Below are 22,723 nucleotides of genomic sequence, written 5' to 3' on the forward strand. Positions count from 1 at the left end.
ACTCGCCACTCCTTTTTCCAAAGATGACTCAAACACCTGAACTAGAATCGTTGACTGAAGAAAGTTTGACCCGTGGTTTAATGGTGCTTGCCAAACTTGATAGCGATTTGGCTCGGATTTTAGAAACACTGGGGCCTCCACCGATGTGGCAAAGAGAACCAGGTTTTGCAACGTTGTTGTGCATAATTCTGGAACAGCAAGTTTCCGTAGCGGCTGCAAGGGCTGTATTTAAACGTCTATGTGAGGTTGTAACTCTGACGCCAGAAAACTTTCTGACATTGGATGATGTTCAATTAAAAGCGATTGGATTCAGTCGGCAAAAGATTCTATACTGTCGTGGATTGGCTCAGGCGATGCCGAAGGCGGGCTACGCCGACGCAACTGGTCAGCTTGACCTCAGCAAACTCCAAACAATGGACGAAACTACTATCAGAACTGAGTTAAAGCGTCTCAAAGGGATCGGAGACTGGACAGTTGATATTTATTTGCTAATGGTGCTGCAACGTCCTGATGTCTTTCCTAAAGGCGATTTAGCGATCGCGATCGCTTTACAAAAACTCAAAAACTTGGCAACGCGTCCAACACCAGTGCAACTAGAAGAAATGACACAGCACTGGCGACCGTGGCGGGCAGTTGCGGCAAGACTTTTATGGCACTATTACCTAAGTAATCCCAAATAATTACTCTTTCTTTCTTGGCACACTTGGTGAACCAGCGCTGTAGGCGGGTTTCCCGCCGTAGGCGACTGGTGAACCCGAAGGGCGGTTCGTATCAAAAATATAAACTAAATGGCAGAAAATCAATTAAGCTTAATACCAGAAAAGTCTGAGAAAACTTCAAAGATACTGCCGATAATCATCGTAATAATTGCATTATTCGCTTTATCTTCAACAGCAATATTTATTAAAATTGCTGTTAGAGAAATGAGCGCTGTTGCTACATTCTTTAATCGTTTATGGATAGCGACTATTATCTTTGGATTATGGAGTGGAATTAACCAAGCACAGACTAAAATTACTGATGATGAACCTGTATTACCACAGCAGCCTTACCCAATCAAAGATATCGCGTTTTTAATCGCAGTGGGTTTAGTTCATGTATTAGGTCGATTATCTTGGACTTGGTCGCTAACTCAGACTAGTGCTGCTAATGCTAATGCCTTAGGTTGCCTCAATCCGCTATTTATTACTTTAGGAGGATGGCTATTTTTTAATCAAATTTTTGGGCGCAAATTTATCATCGGTCTAATCTTAGCCATAATCGGTGCGCTCGCTGTCGGATTTGAAGATTTATTGCGTTCTAATAATATTACAGGTGATGCTGTTGCCCTCATATCATCGATATTTTATGCAGCAAACTTTTTACTTATTGAGCAGATCCGCAATAAGTTTTCAGTTATCACCATACTCCTGTGGCGTTGTGTAATCGCAACTTCATTGATGATACCAGTTGTGCTAATCTTTGAAAAACAAGTTTTTCCAATTACTTTGTCGGGGTGGTTAGTAGTATTTGCGCTAGCTGCTATTTGCGAAACCTTGGGTCATGGGCTAATTATATACAGCCTCAAAAATTTTTCATCAGGATTTATCTCTTTATTCTTACTACTCAATCCAGTGATTGTTGCTATTCTTGCTTGGATACTTTTCTCGGAAAATTTGAGTCTTTTTAACTTGTTAGGTTTGGCTCTAATTTTAGCGGGTATATCTCTAGCAATTTCTAATAAAGAATCTGTGCAATCTAAAGTTAAGTGAATCTTAACGAGTTCGTAGTCAGGACTTTAGCCCTGATTTTCTCAGCCCTAAAGTGCTTATTACAAACCCTTAAAATAAGTTTGTAGTCTTCTATGGCATTACTCAAGTAGTAATGCCAATGGTAAGTCGGTTACAGTTTACCAGTGAATACCTTTTCAGCCGGGCCTGTCATGTAAACTCGTTGGTCGATTTCTGACCATTCAATTTGCAAGGGGCCACCGGGTAATTCTACAGTGGCAGTGCGATCGCATTTCCCAGTTAATACACCAGCTACTAAAGAAGCACAAGCACCAGTCCCACAAGCTAATGTAATCCCAGCACCCCGTTCCCATACTCGCATTTTCAAATAGTCACGGCGTACCACTTGCATAAATTCGCTGTTTATGCGTTGAGGAAAAACTGGGTGATGCTCAAATTTTGGGCCGATGGTTTCTAGCTCAATTGCTGCGACATCTTCCACAAAAGTAATGCAGTGAGGATTTCCCATATTTACACAGGTGACATCCCAAGTTTTCCCCGCCACCTCTAACGGCTGAGAAATGACTTTTTCTTCATTGGGTGAAAGGGTGGTGGGAATTTCACTAGCGAGTAACCTGGGTAAACCCATGTCTACTTTAACTTGACCATTAGATAAGAGTTGGGGAGTCATTACACCACCCAAAGTATGAATGCGATATGAGTCTTGATTGCGGGATTCGCCTTCTAAGTCTGCCACAAAGCCAGCTAAACAGCGAATGCCATTGCCACACATTTCTGGTTCTGAACCATCGGAATTAAAAATCCGCATCGTGTAGTCAGTGCCGTTTTCTCCAGGTAGGGCAAAAATTACACCATCAGCACCGATGCCCAAGTGGCGATCGCACAACTTGATGGCTTGCTCTGGAGTCACTACAGGCACAGATGACGAGCGATTGTCAATCAGAATAAAGTCGTTGCCTAGACCATGATACTTAGTAAATTCGATTGCCATTTCTTCAAGGATGAATTATCAAGGATTAGTTACTCTTCATTTTGCCTTGTAGGTTTATCTTTACTAAAAATGCTTACCGAATTTGACACCACTTTACCCAGTATTAGACAAGTCCAAAACCTAATTAAACAAACAACGCCGGTAGAGTTAAAGCTGCTGACTGGTGATGTACTCACAGGAAGGGTTTTATGGCAAGACCCACAGTGTATCTGTATTACTGATGAAAACAGTCAGCACACCGTTTGGAAACAAGCGATCGCTTATATTAAACCCAAGAGTTAGTCAAAAATCGGCGTTTGAAACGCCCCTTCCCACGGTGCTGGCTAAAATTTACCAAATTAGGAAAACCTTGTAGTGGTAAAAATCATTTTTACTACCACTACAAAAAATCCTTAACGTTACGAACCCAAACTAGTACCGCAAGGCAAAAGTCAAAAGGAGCCAGTGCGCCCTTGCGGTTTCCCGACTTGTTCGCGCAGCGTCTCCCCTTGGGAGAAGCAACTGGCTCTCAAAAATCAAAAAGCTTTAATTTTGCGCTTTCTGGCTATTTTGAATGGTAGGTTTATTTACGCCGCGTTGTACTAGTAGTCTGTCAAGCGAAGTTTGAAGGGTAAAGGAACGAACCGCATAACTCCTACAAAGCAGCAAGCTACGCGCAACGGACGCACCAGAAGGACGCAAAGAGCGCGTTCGCGTAGCGGACGCACCAGAAGTCAGAAGGAAAGAAGAGAAATTGAAGAATTTATTTATTCGTCAAAGTTGACTTTACAGACCACTAGTGATATTTTTTTAGCCGAAGTTAGCAGAGATTAGCGATCGCTTGCTTTTGCATTTGAGATTTTTATATTCCAAAAGTAATAAAAAATACATCAATCAAATAAACGTCTAATATAATTAAAATTTTATATAGATTAAGATGATTGTGCAGTCAGACAATCTTGATTCTTATTGCCAAACATTTAGTGCTTGGCTAACATCCGGCTATCAAGATGAGTCATGTTTACTGCGGGGGCAGGCATTGCAAGAGGCTTTAGACTGGGTACAGGGGAAAAGCTTAAGCAATTTGGACTATCAGTTTTTGATAGCCAGCCAAGAAATAGAGCGTCACCAACTTCAGCAAAAACTAGAAGCCGCTAATGAAGAATTGCAGCGATTAAGTACTATAGCTACTATCGATTTTTTAACTCAAGTAGCTAACCGCCGACGATTTGACGAGTATCTTGATATTGAGTGGCGGCGCATGACACGCTCACAACAGCCCCTCTCCCTCATCCTTCTTGATGTAGATTTCTTCAAATCCTACAACGATACCTATGGTCATCCAATGGGCGATCGCTGTCTTAGTAAAATTGCTAGAGTCATGAAAGATGTTGTTCAACGTCCTGCTGATTTAGTTGCCCGTTATGGTGGGGAAGAATTTGCTGTAATTTTGCCTAACACAGACATACTTGGTGCTGCTCACATTGCAGAAAAAATTTGCTTTGCTGTACGGAAACTGGCAATTCCCCATGAAAATTCACAAGTTAGTTCTTATGTAACCCTGAGTGCTGGGTTAGCTACAGTAATTCCTATATTTAACTTTAACTTTCAAAAAATAATTGTGGCGGCGGATAAAGCATTGTATCAAGCAAAGGCAGCAGGACGCGATCGTGTGTGCAGTCAAGAGCAAACTGAAAATTTAGAAGTAAAGCGGATTGCAACTCTTGCAAAGCTGTTCCTCTCAGATAAGTCGTTGATTAGAGAGGAATTATGGCTGTCTATACAGAAATCCCAGCAGATTAAAGAGAAAAACCAACAGCTTATGAAGCAAGTCCAAGGGGCTATGCAGAAAAACCAACAGATTATGCAGAAAAATTCCGAAATTATGCATAAAATGCAATAAAATTTTTGGACAATTATTCATGTCAATATTTGCTAATTGGATTAGTTCATTTCTGATTAAATTACTCTTATTACAACTGATACAGCGCTTCTCGTTTGCGTGAAGTACATCCGTAGGGGCACGGCACTGCCGTGCCCCTACACCCCGCGATATAATGTTGTACCGCATCTGAATGGGAACCGCTATAACTGATAACTAATGATTACTTCCATAAATTATCCATAGGGAGAAGCGCTTAAAGAGCTTCTGCCTCACTAGCTTTTACTACTGGGATAGAAAGGGGTACTTTAGTGGCGATCGCAAATAACTGTTCTAGTTGACTCAAACCTGTCAAGCCACCACATAATAATACTTGGTCGCCGATTCGCAAGTCCATGCCGCCATCAGGATAGCGAATAAATTTACCATCTCGCCGGATCGCCTGTACCTGGACTCCATACTGCTTACCGATCTCTAAATCTTTAAGGGTTTTACCTAGTGTTGGCGCATCTGCATTAACTGTAACCCACTGGCAAGCACTATTTTCTCCAGGAACAACAGCTTGTCCTTTAGCTAATTCTGCTAAAGCCGCTAGTTCTTCATCTGCTCCCACCACCAGCAAGCGATCGCCTTCTGCCAATTTGGTTTGATTATTGGGATAATCGATTTCATCCCCGTCAGCGCGGCGAATTGCCATCAAACTCACTCCTGTTAAGTAGCGCATATCCGCTTCTTCTAAGCTCATGCCAATTAAGGGCGAATCGGATGGTAAAGGATACCAGCGCTGATTTAAATCGCGGGTTGCTTGGCGCAAATCACGAGCAACTTCAGTAGCAGAACGCTCTGGGCGCAAATCTAAATAATGATCGTTGCGGATTTGCTGCATTTCTCGTTGTACCACAGCTGGCGACAACAAGCCTAAGCCAGTTAATAAATGAGTTGCCATTTCTAAACTGGCTTCAAACTCTGGTTGCACAACTTCTTTGGCTCCCAATTGATACAGTACCTCAATACTTTTATCCTGGGTAGCACGGACAACCAAATCTAACTCTGGGCGCAATTCCAAAGCGCGTTTCAAGCAAAGACGGCTACTCATGGGGTCTGGGAGTGCGATCGCCATTCCTTTGGCATGATTCACCCCGGCAGTTTCCAGAACGTGTAAACTGACGCAATTGCCATAGACATAAGACACCCCAGCCTCGCGCAACTGCTGAATTCTACTCTCCGATTGGTCGATTACCACCACAGGTAGGTCATGTTGCAGCAACAACTTCACCAAATTTTTGCCGACTTGCCCATAGCCACAAACTACCACATGGTCTTTGAAGGGCAAATCTTCCGACACATCCCGCGCCTCTTGTTCTTCTAAATACGGTTTCAACCAGGGTATTGATTCGGCAAAGTTAAATAAAAATGGCACTAACCGCAGGACAAAGGGAGTAAGCATGAGAGTGACTGCGGTGGTTCCCAAAATTAATAAGTATATTTGTCGGGATACTAGCCCTAAAGACTGCCCTTCACTAGCGAGAACAAAGGAAAATTCCCCAATTTGCGCCAGTCCTAAACCGGCAATTATCGCTGTTTTCAAAGGATAGCGGAATAGTTTTACTAGGGGGGTGATAATCAAAAATTTACCGACGAAAACTATTGCTACCAACCCCAAAATCAATTCTAGGTTGTTCCACAAAAACACTGGGTCAATTAACATCCCAATGGCGGCAAAAAACAAACTGGCAAAGATATCTCGCAGTGGTTCGACATAAGTCAGGGTTTGGTCGGCGTACTCCACCTCAGAAATCATCAAACCCGCAACAAATGCCCCCATCTCAATGGACAGTCCCAAATGCTCTGTCAACAGGGCAATACCCAAACACAGAGCTACAACCCCTAATAAAAATAGTTCTTTACTTTCGGTACGGGCTAGCAGTTGCAACAAAGGCGGTATCAGCCAAATCCCCGCAGCTACCGCCCCAGCTGCAAATAAAGCAATCGAACCTAGCGCTGTTAGGACAGCAATGCCAATAGTTTCTGCTGGTTGGTTGAGGGCTGGTAAGACTGCTAACATCAGTCCTAGTGCCAAGTCCTGGACTACCAAAATCCCTAGCATTACTTGCCCGTGGGGCGTTTCTGTTTCGTTGCGCTCCATCAAGCACTTAAGGACAACCGCTGTGGAAGACAGGGACAGAATACACCCCAAAAACATCCCCTTAGCAGGTAAGGCTCCCCAGGCTCCGCTTAACCCGCATACTAAAACCGTGACCAAAATCGTCAAAGCAATCTGGAGTCCACCTCCACCAAGAGCGATCGCTTTTACCTTCTTGAGTTCCGTAAAGGAAAATTCCACACCCAAGGCGAATAACAAAAAGGCGACCCCGAACTGTGCCAGAGTCTCTACTTGAATAAGTTCTTTAATTAATCCCAGTCCCGTTGGCCCAATGACTATCCCGCCAATGAGATACCCCAGCAGCACAGGTTGTTGCAAAAGTGCCGCGAATAGTCCACCACAGGCTGCAACGCCTAGAACTAAAACTAAATCAATAATTAACCGAAAATCTTCTTGCACCAGTTTTAAAAAAACTCTTAAGACCTATTAATTCAGGATACAAAGTTTTACGATCTCAAACAGCTTGTTTCGTGAAGGGGTGACAAAATTTGCTTATTTTGAAGGGGGTAGGTAGTAGGTGAGCAGGAAGGATACATCAAGATTTTTGAAGGTATTTTGATTCACGAGTATCAAAGGTGGATTCATCCAGTTCAAACACTCGTCAACGGAGATAAAAGGTGGATTCATCCAGTTCAAATACTCGTCAACGGAGATAAAAGGTGGATTCATCCAGTTCAAATACTCGTTAACGGAGTTCAAAGGTGGATTCATCCAGTTCAAATACTCGTTAACGGAGTTCAAAGGTGGATTCATCCAGTTCAAATACTCGTCAACGGAGTTCAAAGGTGGATTCATCCAGTTCAAACACTCGTCAACGGAGTTCAAAGGTGGATTCATCCAGTTCAAATACTCGTCAACGGAGTTCAAAGGTGGATTCATCCAGTTCAAATACTCATGCACGAGTATCAAAGACTTATTGTCGCATTATTTAAGACGCATCTCTTCTGGCTCCATACCCAATGCCCATTAAATTTTAGGCGAACTGAGGGCATTCAATAATAGCAGCGACCACGGCACTTTAATATCAGGTATGAGCCATGAATACTTTCTCAGTACGGGTAATGCAGCAGGTAGTACAAAACGCAGAGAGCGTAACGATGCGGGCCGATCGCCATTTTCATCTACAAGATTATATTTCTTAGCTAATTCGGCAACAATCTGCACACGTCCTGTATGGTGGATAACATTTGGCTCACCAGCAAGTGCAGCGATCACTCGTCCAGTTAATAAGGGAGTTTCCCAGTTGTAGCGATCGCTTAAAAATGAGAAATTCTTTTCAGTAGCATTGGTTTGATTCATTTCAGAAGCAAAACGGGAAAAAAGCTCAGTACCAACAATACCCGGCCAAATTGAAACAGAAGTGACGTTATGAGGTTTTAACTCAACAGCCATATTAGCAGCTAGGCGATCGCAAGCTGCTTTGCCAACACCATAAGCTATATCAAAGATATAAGACATCCCACCCCACGAGGAAATGGTGCAAATTAGTCCAGAGTTACGCTTAGTCATCATCCGAGCCGCAAAAACACTCGCAACATAGTGGCTGCGAAGACCAACGTTGTTGCTAGCATCCCAAAGACTTGGTTCAGAATCCCAAAAGGGTTGCCCATGAGCATCTTTTACTGCCTGAACTCCTGAGTAAGCATTATTTACCAGTAAATCGAGTTGTCCATCCTGCTCATCTTGAATGCGATCGAAAAGCAAACGCACCTGCTCATCGTCGCTGTGGTCTACTTGGACGGGAATGCATACACCACCGACTTCCTCAATGGCTGATTTCGTTTCACTAAGACTCCCTGAAACCCCATCACTGGAGGAGTTGTTGAGGCTGCGACCCGTGATGTATACAGTTGCACCTGCTTCACCAAGACCAATGGCAATTCCCCTACCAATTCCCCGCGTAGCACCTGTTACTAAAGCCACTTTACCTTCAAGATGTTTCATGAGCGCTCATTTCTAATCTTTTACCGTTAAATATTGATTATTACAATATTCTTTCGTAGCTGTGACTGAAACAACTTCTACTTCGATCGGTTTTTCTTTAGTTGCGTCGATCAGAAACTCACTAGCTCCTTCACGAGGTTTTTTGGGATTTCCCCAATCATAGGTGTAACCTAAACCTGTCCAAGGATAATGTTCTTGACTAGCAACTGCATAAGAAGTTGTGTATATCTCTTGCAAAATCGGATAACTAGCAGAAATTGGTATATCAAAAACATTACAACTAAAATCATTAATTTCTGGATCGACACATGGTCTACTTAAATCTTCAGCTTTCACCCACATTTCGACAAAATGCGTCTTATTTGAATTTCTATTTAAAATTAAGCCTAAATACTGCTGTAACCTCAGAGAAAGCATGATATTACCGGGAATATTTATGCCGATACCCTGACAATTTTGACAAAATTCTTTAACTTGAGGAACCGCTGTTAACCAAGTCCGTGCTTCTATACTTTTTTTTGTACCTATTTTCCAATCCTCCGTTGGGTTTTTGACATATTTCCAACTCGCCATCAAATATTCAATTTTGCCGTTATTTTCTCTCCACTTTATTTGAGCATTAGTTTTTGACAATGACCAAAGATTTTTTACTACTTTATCTTCACTTGGTCTTTTGGCATCTTCAATAGCTTTATCTAACTGCTTTTTCAGAGCGTTATAACTTTCTGGTTTATGTTTCTCCAGATACTCATTGACATTTGGATTGCTTTCTGATTGCGCTAATAAATTCTTTCTGAGGTTTGATGTACTCTGTAGGGGAATTTCTGTAGCCCGCAAACTGGAATATCCGACTGCCAAAAATGCACCTGTCAAGCCTAAAAATACTTGAGTCTTCAATTTTTTCATCAAAATAATCCTGTGGATTTTCAACAATATGGTGAATATTCCATCCCATGTAAATATGGGTTCAACTCAAAGATTAAATCTGATTTTATATTTATGTTTGGCTGATATGATATTGTGCTTAATATTTTTAATTAACTCTATATTCTGGATTCTGCGATCGCAACTGTGCTTAGTGCGATCATCAACTTTATTGATGCTATTATCAATAAATTTAGTCTGTTTGACCTGAAATACTTCTATGACCACCCATAGATGATAAAAAGCCTGAAGTGTTTGTAAAAGTTGAATTATAGGCATTTTATAAAAATTCAGATTTTGGTAAAACTACCTGTGGAGAGCGAAATATTGAGTAGATTTACTCGGAAAAATTTTTGATTAAATAAAAAATATTCTTAATTATCTTGTGTCTTGCATCACTTCATAATATGATTCAACTAATTTCAAGTTAAATGATAATTGTTCTCAGGTATTCTCATTGTGCCTTCACGTACAACCAAGTAGTGTGATTGAGTGTAAGCGGATAAATGAAGTTAGATAAATTGTTTCAAAGCCTGCTGCTGACAGGTACAGTAGTTCTTTTTATCAGCACTCCTGGTAAAGGTGAGGAAGTACGAGAAGATATTCAAGGCAAATCTTTTACCCAGGTAATAGGGAAATCTACTTCACCGCAAACAGCAAAATCTGGTAAAGAAAGTAAAAACATTCCCCAACTTAGCGAAATCGAACTTCCCGCAACTAGCGCTAAAATGCTAGTACAGACACCAATACCAATCACCCCCCCGAATCCAGAACAAAGAAGTGGGGATCAAGTTGTACCAATCATAGGAGTTAAAGCCAGTCCTACAGACAAAGGTGTGGAGTTGATTTTAGAGACGACTCTTGGGGAACAACTACAAGTTAAAAATCGCAGTACGGGTAATAATTTTATTGCAGATATACCTGGTGCACAGTTGCGTTTACCATCGGGAGAAGCTTTTACATTTCGTTCAGAAAAACCACTTACAGAAATTACTGAGATAACAGTTACAAATATTGATGTAAATACTGTCCGAGTAATGGTGGTAGGTGAGAAAGCTTTACCCACAGTTGAGTTATTTGATGATAATGCAGGGCTGGTGTTTGGTATAAATTCTGCGGCAACGGCAACTTCTCCACCACAGCAACCTCAAACACCGCAAGCCGAAAAAAAGCCAGCAAGCGGGACACCGCCAGAAGAACCAACAGCACAGCAGGATGAGCCGATTGAGTTGGTGGTGACGGGGGAGCAAGATGGGTATAACGCACCAGATACGTCAACTGCCACTAAAACCGATACACCCCTGCGCGATATTCCCCAATCGATTCAGGTGGTGCCGCGACAGGTGCTGGAAGATCGCAAGGTAAGAAGTGTAAAAGAGGCAGTGGAAACAGTCAGTGGCGTTGTTGATGGAGGAACCAACTTCGGTGCGCCTTCAGGAGGCAGAGTCATTAGAGGATTTGTGCAGATCGGAAATTTCCGCAATGGCTATCGAGATACAAATGATAGCTTTACGCTGACAGGCATTGGGACGATCGAACAAGTAGAGGTTCTCAAAGGCCCCGCCTCAGTTCTATTTGGCGCTGTAGAAGCGGGTGGAATCGTCAATGTGATCACCAAACAACCTTTGAGTGAACCCGACTACAGTCTCGAATTTGAGGCAGGAAATTTTGGATATTATCAGCCCAGCATCGATTTCTCAGGGCCATTAAATGCCGATAAAACTGTACTCTATCGGTTTATTGCGAGCTATCAAAATTCGGAGGGGTTTCAAGATTTCGTCAACACAAATATAACCACAATCGCACCCTCAATCACTTTGAAATTGGGTGATCGGACAGACCTGAATCTATACTATGAATACACTAACTATAATGGATATCCGAATCAGTCTGGTAGTTGGTTTTTCAGTGATGGTAGCTTCCTGCCTCGGAATCTGTTTCTCGGTTATCCTCATTTAACCTTTATTGATGCTACGACTCAAAAATTTGGCTACACCCTGAATCATAAGTTTAGCGACAACTGGCAGATTCGTAACAATTTGGCGGTGGCTACTACTAGAACTAGAGACGGATTTGCCTCAGGATCAGATATAGTCGACGATAGTTTTCTAGTAGGTATTGACACTCAAAAACGTGAATACACAATAGATAACTATTTTGGACAGATCGACTTGCTTGGAAAGTTTAAGACGGGATCGATTTCGCACCAACTTCAGTTCTACTTACGGTTACACTTTAGGTCTTGAAAGAGGTGCGCCCTTGACAATCATCGGCTCTATTCGTTGGGAGCTTTAACTCGCTGTTGTATTGGTAATCGGCTGAACAACGTGTTGCTAGCAAAGCTTCTCGTAGAGAAGAATTCGTAGAGTGTGCATAAGTAGCAGGGTTTGTTGGGTTTCACTTCCCTATGGGACGCTGTTCGCGTTCGTTCAACCCAACCCAATACTGCGTAGGTTTTGCCTAAAAAATCACTTCGGTGTAGGTTGGGGAGCCACTGCGTTGGGAGGGTTTCACGACCTTCAACCCAACCTACAAATTTTCTTAACTGAACCGTATTGAATCAATACTTTCTTTTTCCGGCTGGCATATCTGCGACAGGAGGCGATCGCAGTTGAGCTATAGCAATATCGTGCCCGTAGAATTACTTATCAATTTCCGGGTAATAGACCATGCCCTACGGGCACGATATTGCTCATTCGTGTACCCCTAAAACATATTACGAGGCAACCCTAACAATCTCTCGCCTGCGGAAAACATTGTTTTCTCGTTTATATGAGGGGTCTAACCCTCTACTTATCACAGTGGAAAGGGGTTTTGGTCAAGCCATGCTTGTTAGTAATCAACTTGAGCGTTTATTGACAGGATGACGCTGGCTAAACAAGCGATTAAACTATGGATAATGTCAAGCAATTGTTGCTTTTAACACCACTTACATAAATTTAATCTCATTGTCAAATTTAAAACCTCATCCTGCTATATAAAATACCAGTTATGTCAGCGTATCAAGGAAGTTGTGGGGAGACCACCGATTTGATTATTGGTGTTCACAACCAAGAAAACCTCGAATTACCAGCAAATTCTGCTCCTGTGGGTGCTCTTGCCACAAGACAAGGAACTTTTTCTACGTTTCTTGCTCCCCTAACTCAGGATACTTTTAAACAGGTCGTTAAGGATGTCGAGCAAAAATTACAGATTGTTCATCAAACCCTATCAATGCTTGATTCTCATGGGTTTGAAACTCTTCTGCAAGAAATGTTGCATTCGATTACCTTGAAAACCGGGGAATTACTGGGAGCAGACCGGACGACGATATTTTTATTGGATGAAGAAAAACAAGAACTTTGGTCAATTCTAGCTGAGGGTGAGGGCGGTCGCTCTTTAGAAATTCGCATCCCTGCTAATAAAGGCATTGCTGGTGAAGTCGCCACTTTTAAAGAAGTTATTAATATTCCCTTTGATTTTTATAACGATCCGCGATCGCATTTTGCCCAAGAACAAGAAAAGAGAACTGGCTACCGTACCTACACGATGTTAGCTTTGCCACTCTTAAATGAACATGGGCAATTAGTTGCAGTAGTGCAATTACTGAATAAATTAAAATCTGGGAATAATCACGATGCTTTACTTGCAGAGCGCATTGATACCAAAGGTTTCACCTGTGCTGACGAACAATTATTTCAAGAATTTGCCCCTTCAATTCGCTTGATTTTAGAGTCCTCGCGCTCTTTTTATGTGGCTACCCAAAAACAAAGAGCAGTGGCGGCGCTGATGAAGGCAATCAAGTCCCTCTCTCAAAGCAGTCTCGACTTAGAAGACACCCTGAAGCGGGTGATGGATGAAGCCAAGGAACTGATGAATGCCGATCGCAGTACACTATGGTTAATAGACCGCGATCGTCATGAATTATGGACGAAAATCACTCAGGATGATGGTTCAACCAAAGAGTTGCGAGTCCCCGTAGGTAAAGGCTTTGCTGGGATAGTAGCGGCTTCTGGCAAGAAGCTAAATATTGGCTTTGACTTGCACAACCATCCTGACTCGGAGACATCCCGAAAATTCGACGAGGAAAATGGCTATCGCACCTGTAGCTTGCTTTGTATGCCAGTATTTAACGGCGATGAACAGCTAATTGGCGTTACCCAGCTTGTAAATAAAAAGAAATCCGGGGATTTTCCCCCTTATAATCCAGCTGATTGGCCTAAAGCTCCCGACTGCTTCCAAGCTAGTTTTGACCGCAACGATGAAGAGTTCATGGAAGCTTTTAATATTCAAGCGGGAGTAGCACTACATAATGCCCAGTTGTTTGCCACAGTTAAGCAACAAGAACAAATGCAACGGGATATTCTGCGTAGTCTTTCTAATGGAGTGGTTTCCACTGATAAAACTGGGTTAATTATCGCCGCCAATGAAAGCGCCCAACGTTTGCTAGGATTGGGAGTAGATGACCGTTTAGAAGGTAAATTAGTTAATGATGTCATTGGCATCAAAGAAGGCGACTTTAGCAAGTGGTATCAGGATGCTTTACACGCAGTTGACTTAAAAGGCCGCCAGCAATATTACCCCGATCGCACACTCATAACCACTGATACAGAACAGCACAGTATTAATTTATCGATTAACACAATTGCCGATGCTAGCGACCAAGAGCAAGTCCGTGGGGCGCTGGTAGTCATGGAAGATATTAGTGATGAAAAGCGGCTTAAGAGTACGATGTACCGCTACATGACCCAGGAATTAGCCGAAGAATTGCTGAAATTAGATGATGCTAAACTCGGAGGCGATCGCAAAGAAGTTTCGATTTTATTTTCCGATATTCGCGGCTACACCACTTTGACGGAAAACTTAGAAGCAGAAGAAGTGGTGAGTATGCTCAATGAATATTTTGAATCAATGGTGGAGGCAGTCTTTAAACATAAAGGCACCCTTGACAAATATATCGGCGACGCTATTATGGCTGTATTTGGTTCTCCTCTACCATTAGAAGAACACGCTTGGATGGCAGTACAAACATCTTTAGAAATGCGCGATCGCTTGCACGAATTTAATCAACGTCGCCATACAGATGATAAGCCCAGAATTAAAATCGGTATTGGCATCAACTCAGATACCGTGATTAGTGGGAATATCGGCTCTAGTAAGCGGATGGAATTTACTGCGATTGGCGATGGCGTTAATCTTGGCTCTCGATTAGAAAGTGTCAGTAAACAGTATGGTTGCGATATTATTATTAGCCACAACACTTTTAAACCTTGCCAAGATAATATTTGGGCTAGGGAACTAGATTACATTCGTGTCAAGGGTAGAAACGAACCAGTAGCCATATATGAATTACTGGGTTTGCGTTCCAATCCGATTGAAAGCGAAAAATTGCAAGTGATTGAGCACTATCATAAAGGGCGTGAGTATTACCTCAAGCGGCAGTTTTCTCTTGCCAGAGCTGAGTTTGCTAATGTGTTGGCAGCAGACAGCCAGGACAAAGCTGCTATGTTGCATCTGTTGCGTTGTCAGCATTGGTTACAATCACCCCCAACAGAATCAGATTGGGATGAAGGAGTCTGGACATTTCAGGAAAAATAACTAGTCAAATTCCCCACTGACTTTTTGGTTATACCATTTTACGAAATACTTGATACAAATAATTTGTCTCTAACTCTTTCCCCTTGCTTTCGTTCAGCTACGCTCACGGCAAGCCTGCTCCCCTGCTGCCTATTTGTATCAACCTAAAAGCGAAATGGTATTAGGGCTTGTAACTAATACCATTTTGAAAAAAGATGTACATTAACTGATTATTTGTCACTGTTAACAAATTAACTCACTCAGACAATCTTCTATAACTACAATGATAGTGAACCAGATAATATTAAACCTTAAATCTCTAAAATAATAGGCTGTTTAAATGTAGTGACTTTCTATATTAAGAAATTAAACAATATGTTGAAAAATAACTTTTATTAAATCTCCTTGTTTAAAAGGCTTAGTTAAATAGCCTGATGCTCTGACCATCTTCGCTTTAGCTCTATCTAGAAATCCTACTTTTTCTGACACCATAATCACAGGTGTATTTTTAAAATATGAGTGTTTACGCAGCAAAGAGCAGAGTTCATATCCATCTAGATTAGGCATTGATATATCCAACAAAATTATGTCGGGTTTTATACGGATAATCTGCATTAAAGCTTTTAAAGAATCAGTGACTCCGATAACAGAAAAGGTTTGCTCATCTAAATAACTTTTAATAGCATTCAAGACTGTAGGACTGTCATCAATACACAAGATTGTGTAGATTTTTCTGTCAGCAGATGGTTGAATGATTTGCTGACCCCTGTTTTCATTAGTATTAATAGAGTAGGCTGCTGGTTTATAGCCGTTTATTTTAGGCAACTTTGGCGTAGTTTTGGCTTTAGGTTGTAGCTCATTTATTTGGATAAATTGTGAGGTATGCGATTGATAACTTGGCGATATTTGACGATAAACCGCTTCATTTGGGGGTGTTAAACATCGTTCAACTAATAAACGAACATTTAGATGACAAAACTTTGGCATATCATCCAGAAAGCTCTCAGGAATAAATTCATAACTTCCCTCTTCTAAATTCAAAAATGACTCCAGAACTTCTAGCGCCAATTGCTCTATTAGCATTGCGGCTTGAGAGGAACTAATATATTTCTGATTGACTAACCAACAAATAGCCAGATAATCTGGGTTCGGTATTGCCTGATTTTCAATACCAGTCTCAAATATCGCCCGCAACTGGTCTTTGATTCCGTCAGGGAGAGTAGAAATTTGCTGACTCAAGCGTTGCAAATTTCTGTAAAGCGGCTCAAACATTTTCTCTGAGTAGCAGGCATAGATTAGTTTCCCCTCATCTACATATATTGACCAAGAGCCTGATGTGCTAAACACCTGTAAACAACCAGTAACCGACTTCCCAGTGATTTTTTTCAACAAAGGTAGGGGCTGGAGCTTTTGGAAAAATCTGTATCTACTAATCGGAAATGTCTTCATTGGGATGGCTCTGGAATAAAATTAACATTTGCAGGCAAAATTAGTGAATTACCTTTTCGGAATTCACTGCGACTTTGTTAGAAGCACTGTCAGATAAATATAGCGGTAACAATTGAGTTAGTACAGAGATTCCACACCCCCCAACTCTTAATTCACCAATCTCTGTTAAGCTATAATCCACGAGTTACAACTAAACCAATTCATGCTACTGACCAATAGCAAAATTGCCCGACTAGTTGCCAGGATATAGTATTTCAAAAATTAGATTGGTTTTCTGTATCTTTAGCTAATCTAGCCAATCTAACAGTAACTCAAGTGCCACACAAAGACCATTGGCTCTCGCCCATCAGTCACAAAAGTATCATTATTATCCGTATTTTGCAGCCTAAAATTATAGATACTTTAGTTCTCTTGCAAAAGTTTTTTGTCCCTAATGCGAAAGTCTGGAGCGACCAAAATCCACTATGATGAAGATGTAAATGGCTCTCTGTCAAGGCTCTTAGGCATTACTTCTGTGCTGACGAACTATGTTTTTGTAGCCGTTACGAAAGTCATCAGGTACTTTTTCAAGAAGTTTATTCTTGAGGATAACTTCACAAGAGAAAAAGTATTATTAAAAACTAAGCATTCCAAAAGTTCAATATCTTACTTAAGTTTGTGATTGTAGAGCAACTCTTAGTACCGGGATTCGGCAAAATTATCACTTGCACAAGAGAATGGCAAACTTCAGGTCAAGAATGAGTTTGCTGATAATTGCCGCCATGATGGTGTGTGGTGAGATGCACAGGCGACCAAATCAGCAGAAGGGAATCTCTTCATAAGTACTGGAAACGGGTTCTAATGTTGTGTGGGGCTAAATAGTCACCCTGCACAAATTGGAGTGACAAATTCAAGAACTTACAGGGAAATCCTTGATTAGTAATAGATACCTGCAAAATAGCTGTTTTTAGCTAGATGGTAGATAACAAGTAACATACTCACTAAAACTTAGATTACTATAATTTTCAAAAAAAGTTACCAGAAATATATAAACTTCATGATAAATCAGTAAAGTAAACATGAAAACTAATTAATATCATCTTCCAGAAAATTGTTATAAATATTTATTTGTTTAGATATCCGGGAAAGCTGAAAATATATAGTAAAAGATAATTATATGTATGCTTATTGAATTACACTTATAAAAAACTGAATCATTTTATAGTAGCAATTTAGCCGAAAAATCCCAAGTTTTAAAAATCACAAATATAAATACAAAACTGTACGCGTAGGCGTAGCCCCTCGTAAACATCACATTCATTAACCCATAAGATATATGTAGCGAAAAGACGCAAAGAATTTCTTTGCGTCTTTGGTGTGAGATTTATAAGTGGACATTCTCACCGTTATACTTCTCCATCTACTTAAAATTGCTCTCGCCAGCACCAGCTTAAAAGTGTACCACCAGCTACCAGCTTCACTACTTCTAGTAGCCAATAACTACCGTGTAGTAAATTCATTGTCGATGGAATAGCAGCAGCAGCTTCAAATAGGTTGAGTTGAACTCCTATAGCGCACATCTGCGGAGTTAAGAAATAGGTGTCAAGCATAGCTATAGTTAGCAGCAGTACAGATAAAACAATACTGCCAATACTCCAGTGATATCGGGTTTTGCTCAAAGCTAGTGCCCCAGTCAGGACTACGGCAGCTGATAATAATTCCATCCGATTGAAGTTCCAAAAAATCGTATAGCCTGCTGTAGTAAAACCAGCTTGGCTCATCATCCCCGAAAGATAAAGGCTAGGCATAATTACCCAGTCTAAAACTAGACTAGCACTGAGCCAAAAGCCCAAGGTCAATACGATCGCGGTTTGCCAAATTGGTCGTTTGAATTCAAGGTTAGAAATAGCAGTCATAAAATAATTACGTGTGTTGTATTTCTCTAGTTTCTAACTTCACCAGCAATTTGACAACTAATATCAACTAACCTTTACAAAGTGATCGCTCCTACATTCTGAAGTCAATACCAAGATTTTTTAAACTAAGTTAAGAAAGCTTAAGATTTTATAAAAAGTAATTTAAATAGATTTTGTCTGTTAGAAATACTCAAGCATAACGCTTGAGCAACTTTTTAGAATCCATAACTCAATATGCTTGGGTTAAGAGTTATTGGTGTAGATAATTGGTCTTTCAAGACGCGAATTCTCGCGTCTCTACATCTGGATTTTGTTGCTCATTCTGAACTGTGTTGAGCCATAAATAACCCAGATTCTCCACATTTAAGATGGCAAGCTTCATCAAAACTTTAAAAAAATTAAGACACAAATAACTTGAATATTTTTTTTGCTATATGAAATAATTTAGATTTGTTGCTTTTGTTTTATTAACCTTCTCTTAATTTTAGGCCTTTGTAAATCAGGTGAACGTTGTCAGTTTTCAACGCAGATATGATCTAAAAACAGCGTGTGTTCCATTATGTCTTAGATTACGCCACTTGCGATCGTAAGTGGCAATATTTTGCTATCTATGTGAATTAGTGTACTGTTGAGTTTATCCGGTAAATCGCGATCTTTTACCCGTGAATCTGCCTGCAAAAGTAAAACATTGCATTTAGGTGCATCTAGAACCGACAAAAGCAACGGATTTCGGGCAATGCAACGCATAATTAAATTCACCAGATGTTTCTTAGATATAGCTGCTGCTTAAAATATTTTATTCTATAAAACATCTATCTTTAGATATACTTTTTTGTAGATACCTGGTTATCCAGTACACTTCGCATGGGGGATTGACTTAAATATATTTACAGATGTTATGATTTATATTAATATAATGTTATGATTTGTGTTGTAGTTTTCAGTTAAAAACTAGTAAATTATTTGCTAGTTTAAGCTAAAAAAGCTTAATTTAGGACTAAGAAGGCAATTCAAGCAAACTTAAAAACCTTTAATACACACAACCATTCCTTAAAAAAGTTAAGTTTTTGTTACAAAGAACTCAGATACATTTAAATTCTGAATTTTCAAAAGTTGCTGAGGTAAGTATGTTGATTACTGAGCAGTAAAATGACTTAAAAAAATGTATTATACTGATATTATGAATAGAATGCAGTGAGTCATCTTTGTTTTTAGCCATTTTATGGTTTGGGACTAATGCAAAAAAACAGCGAAATGAGGATTAATCGTTCCTGTAATATCAAATGTCAGCCTGGAGATAGACAATGATAAACAATATGAGTAGTTTACTAAGATATGAGTTTTGCAAAGTCTAATGATCGAAAAGTTGCTAGAGACAAACATATTGGAGTTGATAGAAATTCAGGTAAACTTCCTAAAAGTTCACTGTTATTCTGAAGCAAAGAGAATGTAGCGAGTTTAGTAATATAAGGTTTGAGATTAATGCTAAGAAATAGCGAACTAACAATTAACCAGGGTTCTAACCTCAAATTGAAGCTTGGAGATAAACGATACAATCAGTTGTCTAGGCTAGAATTTTTGCGGAATCGTACAGTTGGAAAGCCACTATATTTAGATATAGTGGAATCAATCTGAATTCAGATAAATTTCCCGAAATTAAAGTCAATAATCAACAGAATAGGTAGGCAAATATTATGCGAATATATTGCTAGTGGTACTACTTGACTTGTTTGAGGTTATGCCGAATTAAAGGTTAACCCATCTACAGAATTTACTCAAATGAATGGTATTGTTTAAAAACATTGCCAGTCAGTAATAAGCGTTAGCTTTTTCTTGAAAGCTAATTTTGTCCTGTCTTTTATCTGAAAGGGTAAAAAGCATAGTTGCTTGCTGGCATACATTAGGGTAAATCGCAATTATTAGCGGAATCTCACAACTTTTTAATTGGAATCAGGTCAAAACACATGAATAAAGTTCAAGCATCATTTGAAGCTACAGAAGCTGCGTTTCACGTGCAAGGTTACGAAAAAATCGATTTTAGTCTTGTCTATGTGAACGGTGCATTTGATATTCAAAACAGAGAAATTGCAGATAGCTATGCAAAATTTGGTCGCTGTCTGACTGTGATTGATGCTAATGTCCATGAACTTTATGGCGATCAGATCAAGTCATATTTTAAACACTATGACATTGAACTGACGGTATTTCCAATCATTATTACAGAGACAGCTAAAACGCTGGCAACTTTTGAAAAAATTATTGACGCTTTTTCGGACTTTGGCTTAGTTCGTAAGGAACCAGTCTTAGTCGTCGGCGGTGGTCTAATCACTGATGTGGCTGGGTTTGCTTGCGCTTCTTACCGTCGCAAGAGTAACTACATTCGCATTCCTACCACGTTGATTGGTTTAATTGATGCAGGTGTAGCAATTAAGGTTGCAGTTAATCATCGTAAGGAAAAAAATCGCTTGGGAGCATATCATGCACCTTTGAAAGTAATCTTAGATTTCTCATTCTTGAAAACCTTGCCAACTGCTCAAGTTCGCAATGGAATGGCAGAGTTAGTGAAAATTGCGGTAGTTTCTAACTTGGAAGTCTTTGAACTGCTATATGAATATGGTGACGAACTGCTTTCCACTCACTTTGGACATGTGAATGCTACACCGGAAATTAAAGAGATTGCCCATAAAGTCAACTACGAGGCAATTAAAACCATGTTGGAGTTAGAGACTCCTAACTTGCATGAAATAGACCTCGATCGCGTCATTGCCTACGGTCACACTTGGAGTCCTACCCTAGAATTAGCACCTCAAATACCCCTATATCATGGTCATGCGGTCAATATAGATATGGCTTTGTCTGCAACCATTGCAGCACAACGGGGTTATATTCCAACACAAGAGCGTGATCGCATCCTAGACTTGATGAGTCGTATCGGTTTATCACTCGATCATCCTCTATTAGATGGTGATTTACTCTGGTATGCTACCCGCTCTATAAGCTTGACACGAGATGGCAAACAACGCGCAGCCATGCCTCGTCCAATTGGTGAGTGCTTCTTTATCAACGATCTGACTCGTGAAGAACTTGATGCTGCCTTAGCTGAACACAAACGTCTTTGTGCTGAATATCCTCGTGGCGGAGAAGGAGTTGATGCATACATTGAAAGTCAAGAAGCCAAGCTAGTAGGGGTCTGAAGATATGACCACCGTTGTAGGACGAGAAATAGCTAGACCGATAACGCCACACAGCATCTTAGTAGCCCAGCTACAGCAAACCCTCAAATTAGCCCAAGAAAACAACATTCCCGTAGAGATATTAGATTCTTTGCGGCAGGGAGTTCAATTAGCAGCGGGTTTAGATCCTTACTTGGATGATTACACCACCCCCGAATCGAGCTACTTAACAGCATTGGCGCAAAAAACTAGCATCGAAGACTGGAGCAAACGCTTCAGCGATGGTGAAACAGTGCGTCAACTAGAACAGGAGATGCTCTCAGGACATCTTGAAGGACAGACATTGAAAATGTTTGTTCATATCACCAAGGCAAAGCGCATTCTAGAAGTAGGAATGTTCACAGGGTATTCAGCCTTGGCAATGGCAGAAGCATTACCAAGTGATGGGCAACTTATCGGCTGCGAAGTAGATTCCTATGTTGCTCAATTTGCTCAAGCTTGCTTTAGTGAGTCTCCCCACGGTGACAAAATCGTTGTAGAAGTAGCACCTGCCTTAGAGACACTCCACAAGCTAGCTGCCAGAAATGAAGTATTCGATCTGATCTTCATTGATGCGGATAAAAAAGAGTATGTAAAGTACTTCCAAACCATTTTGGATAGTAACTTACTGACTCCCGACGGTTTAATCTGTGTAGATAACACTTTGTTGCAGGGACAAGTTTATCTCCCACCCGAACAACGCACCGCCAACGGTGAAGCGATCGCTCAGTTCAACCGCATTGTCGCCGCCGATCCTCGTGTCGAGCAAGTTCTGTTACCCATCCGAGATGGTATAACCTTAATTAGACGCGTAGTGTAATGAATTTTGTAGAGACGTTGCAATGCAACGTCTCTACAATAAACAAAAACACAAAGGAAAGACTTATGGCACAATCAATTTCTGGCGTTGCTGAGTGCGGTATGAATCAATTGAACACCAGGATAAAACGATACTTCAAGTAGTGAAGTAATAATCGAATAGAGTATTTCAGTATTT

General features: G+C 40.6%; 16 protein-coding genes. 8 read left to right on the forward strand and 8 right to left on the reverse strand.

What is annotated here, in order from left to right; genetic code table 11:
• Positions 1-23 precede the first annotated feature (23 nt).
• Positions 24-680, forward strand: a complete 657-nt coding sequence (locus tag V7L12_RS25535) for a DNA-3-methyladenine glycosylase family protein (protein ID WP_335088624.1) — start codon at positions 24-26, stop codon at positions 678-680.
• A gap of 108 nt (positions 681-788) precedes the next feature.
• The gene (locus V7L12_RS25540) at positions 789-1,751 is read left to right on the forward strand and encodes a DMT family transporter (RefSeq protein WP_335088626.1); all 963 of its coding nucleotides are present in this window, start codon (positions 789-791) and stop codon (positions 1,749-1,751) included.
• A 130-nt stretch (positions 1,752-1,881) separates the two neighbouring features.
• On the opposite strand, the gene dapF is transcribed toward V7L12_RS25540, so the two are convergent.
• Complete coding sequence (gene dapF / locus V7L12_RS25545) at positions 1,882-2,721, reverse strand: diaminopimelate epimerase (protein ID WP_335088628.1); 840 nt, start codon at positions 2,719-2,721, stop codon at positions 1,882-1,884.
• Positions 2,722-2,790: 69 nt separating this feature from the next.
• Here dapF and V7L12_RS25550 point away from each other — a divergent pair, with 69 nt between their 5' ends.
• Together V7L12_RS25550 and V7L12_RS25555 are read left to right on the forward strand one after the other, a co-directional pair.
• Complete coding sequence (locus V7L12_RS25550; protein ID WP_335088630.1) at positions 2,791-3,003, forward strand: Hfq-related RNA-binding protein; 213 nt, start codon at positions 2,791-2,793, stop codon at positions 3,001-3,003.
• A gap of 640 nt (positions 3,004-3,643) precedes the next feature.
• Positions 3,644-4,603: a diguanylate cyclase gene (locus V7L12_RS25555; protein ID WP_335088632.1), complete on the forward strand. Its 960-nt coding sequence runs from the start codon at positions 3,644-3,646 to the stop codon at positions 4,601-4,603.
• Between the two features lie 235 nt (positions 4,604-4,838).
• Here V7L12_RS25555 and V7L12_RS25560 read toward each other — a convergent pair whose 3' ends face one another.
• The 4 genes from V7L12_RS25560 to V7L12_RS25575 form a co-directional block, all read right to left on the reverse strand.
• Positions 4,839-7,145, reverse strand: a complete 2,307-nt coding sequence (locus tag V7L12_RS25560) for a cation:proton antiporter domain-containing protein (protein WP_335088634.1) — start codon at positions 7,143-7,145, stop codon at positions 4,839-4,841.
• A gap of 93 nt (positions 7,146-7,238) precedes the next feature.
• Positions 7,239-7,625 carry a hypothetical protein gene (locus V7L12_RS25565; RefSeq protein WP_335088636.1) on the reverse strand — a complete coding sequence of 129 codons (387 nt, stop codon included), beginning with the start codon at positions 7,623-7,625 and terminating at the stop codon, positions 7,239-7,241.
• A gap of 87 nt (positions 7,626-7,712) precedes the next feature.
• On the reverse strand, positions 7,713-8,690 hold the full coding sequence (locus V7L12_RS25570; protein ID WP_335088638.1) for an SDR family NAD(P)-dependent oxidoreductase: 978 nt from the start codon (positions 8,688-8,690) through the stop codon (positions 7,713-7,715).
• 12 nt (positions 8,691-8,702) lie between these two features.
• A complete protein-coding gene (locus V7L12_RS25575) occupies positions 8,703-9,596 on the reverse strand; it encodes a hypothetical protein (RefSeq protein ID WP_335088640.1) in 894 nt (297 codons plus the stop codon).
• Between the two features lie 524 nt (positions 9,597-10,120).
• Between V7L12_RS25575 and V7L12_RS25580 the strand changes: the two genes are divergently transcribed.
• Together V7L12_RS25580 and V7L12_RS25585 are read left to right on the forward strand one after the other, a co-directional pair.
• Entirely contained in the window at positions 10,121-11,860 is a 1,740-nt protein-coding gene (locus V7L12_RS25580) for a TonB-dependent receptor plug domain-containing protein (protein ID WP_335088642.1), read from the forward strand.
• Between the two features lie 745 nt (positions 11,861-12,605).
• Positions 12,606-15,191 (forward strand): GAF domain-containing protein, encoded by a 2,586-nt coding sequence (locus V7L12_RS25585; protein WP_335088644.1) that lies wholly within the window; start codon positions 12,606-12,608, stop codon positions 15,189-15,191.
• Positions 15,192-15,536: 345 nt separating this feature from the next.
• Here V7L12_RS25585 and V7L12_RS25590 read toward each other — a convergent pair whose 3' ends face one another.
• The 3 genes from V7L12_RS25590 to V7L12_RS25600 form a co-directional block, all read right to left on the reverse strand.
• Positions 15,537-16,619 (reverse strand): response regulator, encoded by a 1,083-nt coding sequence (locus tag V7L12_RS25590; protein WP_335088646.1) that lies wholly within the window; start codon positions 16,617-16,619, stop codon positions 15,537-15,539.
• A 1,403-nt stretch (positions 16,620-18,022) separates the two neighbouring features.
• On the reverse strand, positions 18,023-18,514 hold the full coding sequence (locus V7L12_RS25595) for a hypothetical protein (RefSeq protein ID WP_335088648.1): 492 nt from the start codon (positions 18,512-18,514) through the stop codon (positions 18,023-18,025).
• Positions 18,515-19,078: 564 nt separating this feature from the next.
• On the reverse strand, positions 19,079-19,273 hold the full coding sequence (locus V7L12_RS25600) for a hypothetical protein (protein WP_335088649.1): 195 nt from the start codon (positions 19,271-19,273) through the stop codon (positions 19,079-19,081).
• Between the two features lie 1,205 nt (positions 19,274-20,478).
• Between V7L12_RS25600 and V7L12_RS25605 the strand changes: the two genes are divergently transcribed.
• Both V7L12_RS25605 and V7L12_RS25610 read left to right on the forward strand, forming a co-directional pair.
• Positions 20,479-21,708: a sedoheptulose 7-phosphate cyclase gene (locus tag V7L12_RS25605; protein WP_334816360.1), complete on the forward strand. Its 1,230-nt coding sequence runs from the start codon at positions 20,479-20,481 to the stop codon at positions 21,706-21,708.
• 4 nt (positions 21,709-21,712) lie between these two features.
• Positions 21,713-22,546, forward strand: a complete 834-nt coding sequence (locus V7L12_RS25610) for an O-methyltransferase (protein ID WP_335088651.1) — start codon at positions 21,713-21,715, stop codon at positions 22,544-22,546.
• Positions 22,547-22,723: the final 177 nt, after the last annotated feature.

Source organism: Nostoc sp. (assembly GCF_036918245.1).
In the GTDB taxonomy this organism is placed as follows: Bacteria; Cyanobacteriota; Cyanobacteriia; order Cyanobacteriales; family Nostocaceae; genus Nostoc.

Coding starts and splice junctions, on each gene's coding strand:
- V7L12_RS25585 (WP_335088644.1), top strand. CDS start 12,606: ATGTCAGCGTATCAAGGAAGTTGTGGGGAGACCACCGATTTGATTATT.
- V7L12_RS25535 (WP_335088624.1), top strand. CDS start 24: ATGACTCAAACACCTGAACTAGAATCGTTGACTGAAGAAAGTTTGACC.
- V7L12_RS25590 (WP_335088646.1), bottom strand. CDS start 16,619: ATGAAGACATTTCCGATTAGTAGATACAGATTTTTCCAAAAGCTCCAG.
- V7L12_RS25565 (WP_335088636.1), bottom strand. CDS start 7,625: ATGAATCCACCTTTGAACTCCGTTGACGAGTATTTGAACTGGATGAAT.
- V7L12_RS25610 (WP_335088651.1), top strand. CDS start 21,713: ATGACCACCGTTGTAGGACGAGAAATAGCTAGACCGATAACGCCACAC.
- V7L12_RS25580 (WP_335088642.1), top strand. CDS start 10,121: ATGAAGTTAGATAAATTGTTTCAAAGCCTGCTGCTGACAGGTACAGTA.
- dapF (WP_335088628.1), bottom strand. CDS start 2,721: ATGGCAATCGAATTTACTAAGTATCATGGTCTAGGCAACGACTTTATT.
- V7L12_RS25570 (WP_335088638.1), bottom strand. CDS start 8,690: ATGAAACATCTTGAAGGTAAAGTGGCTTTAGTAACAGGTGCTACGCGG.
- V7L12_RS25550 (WP_335088630.1), top strand. CDS start 2,791: ATGCTTACCGAATTTGACACCACTTTACCCAGTATTAGACAAGTCCAA.
- V7L12_RS25605 (WP_334816360.1), top strand. CDS start 20,479: ATGAATAAAGTTCAAGCATCATTTGAAGCTACAGAAGCTGCGTTTCAC.
- V7L12_RS25575 (WP_335088640.1), bottom strand. CDS start 9,596: ATGAAAAAATTGAAGACTCAAGTATTTTTAGGCTTGACAGGTGCATTT.
- V7L12_RS25595 (WP_335088648.1), bottom strand. CDS start 18,514: ATGACTGCTATTTCTAACCTTGAATTCAAACGACCAATTTGGCAAACC.
- V7L12_RS25540 (WP_335088626.1), top strand. CDS start 789: ATGGCAGAAAATCAATTAAGCTTAATACCAGAAAAGTCTGAGAAAACT.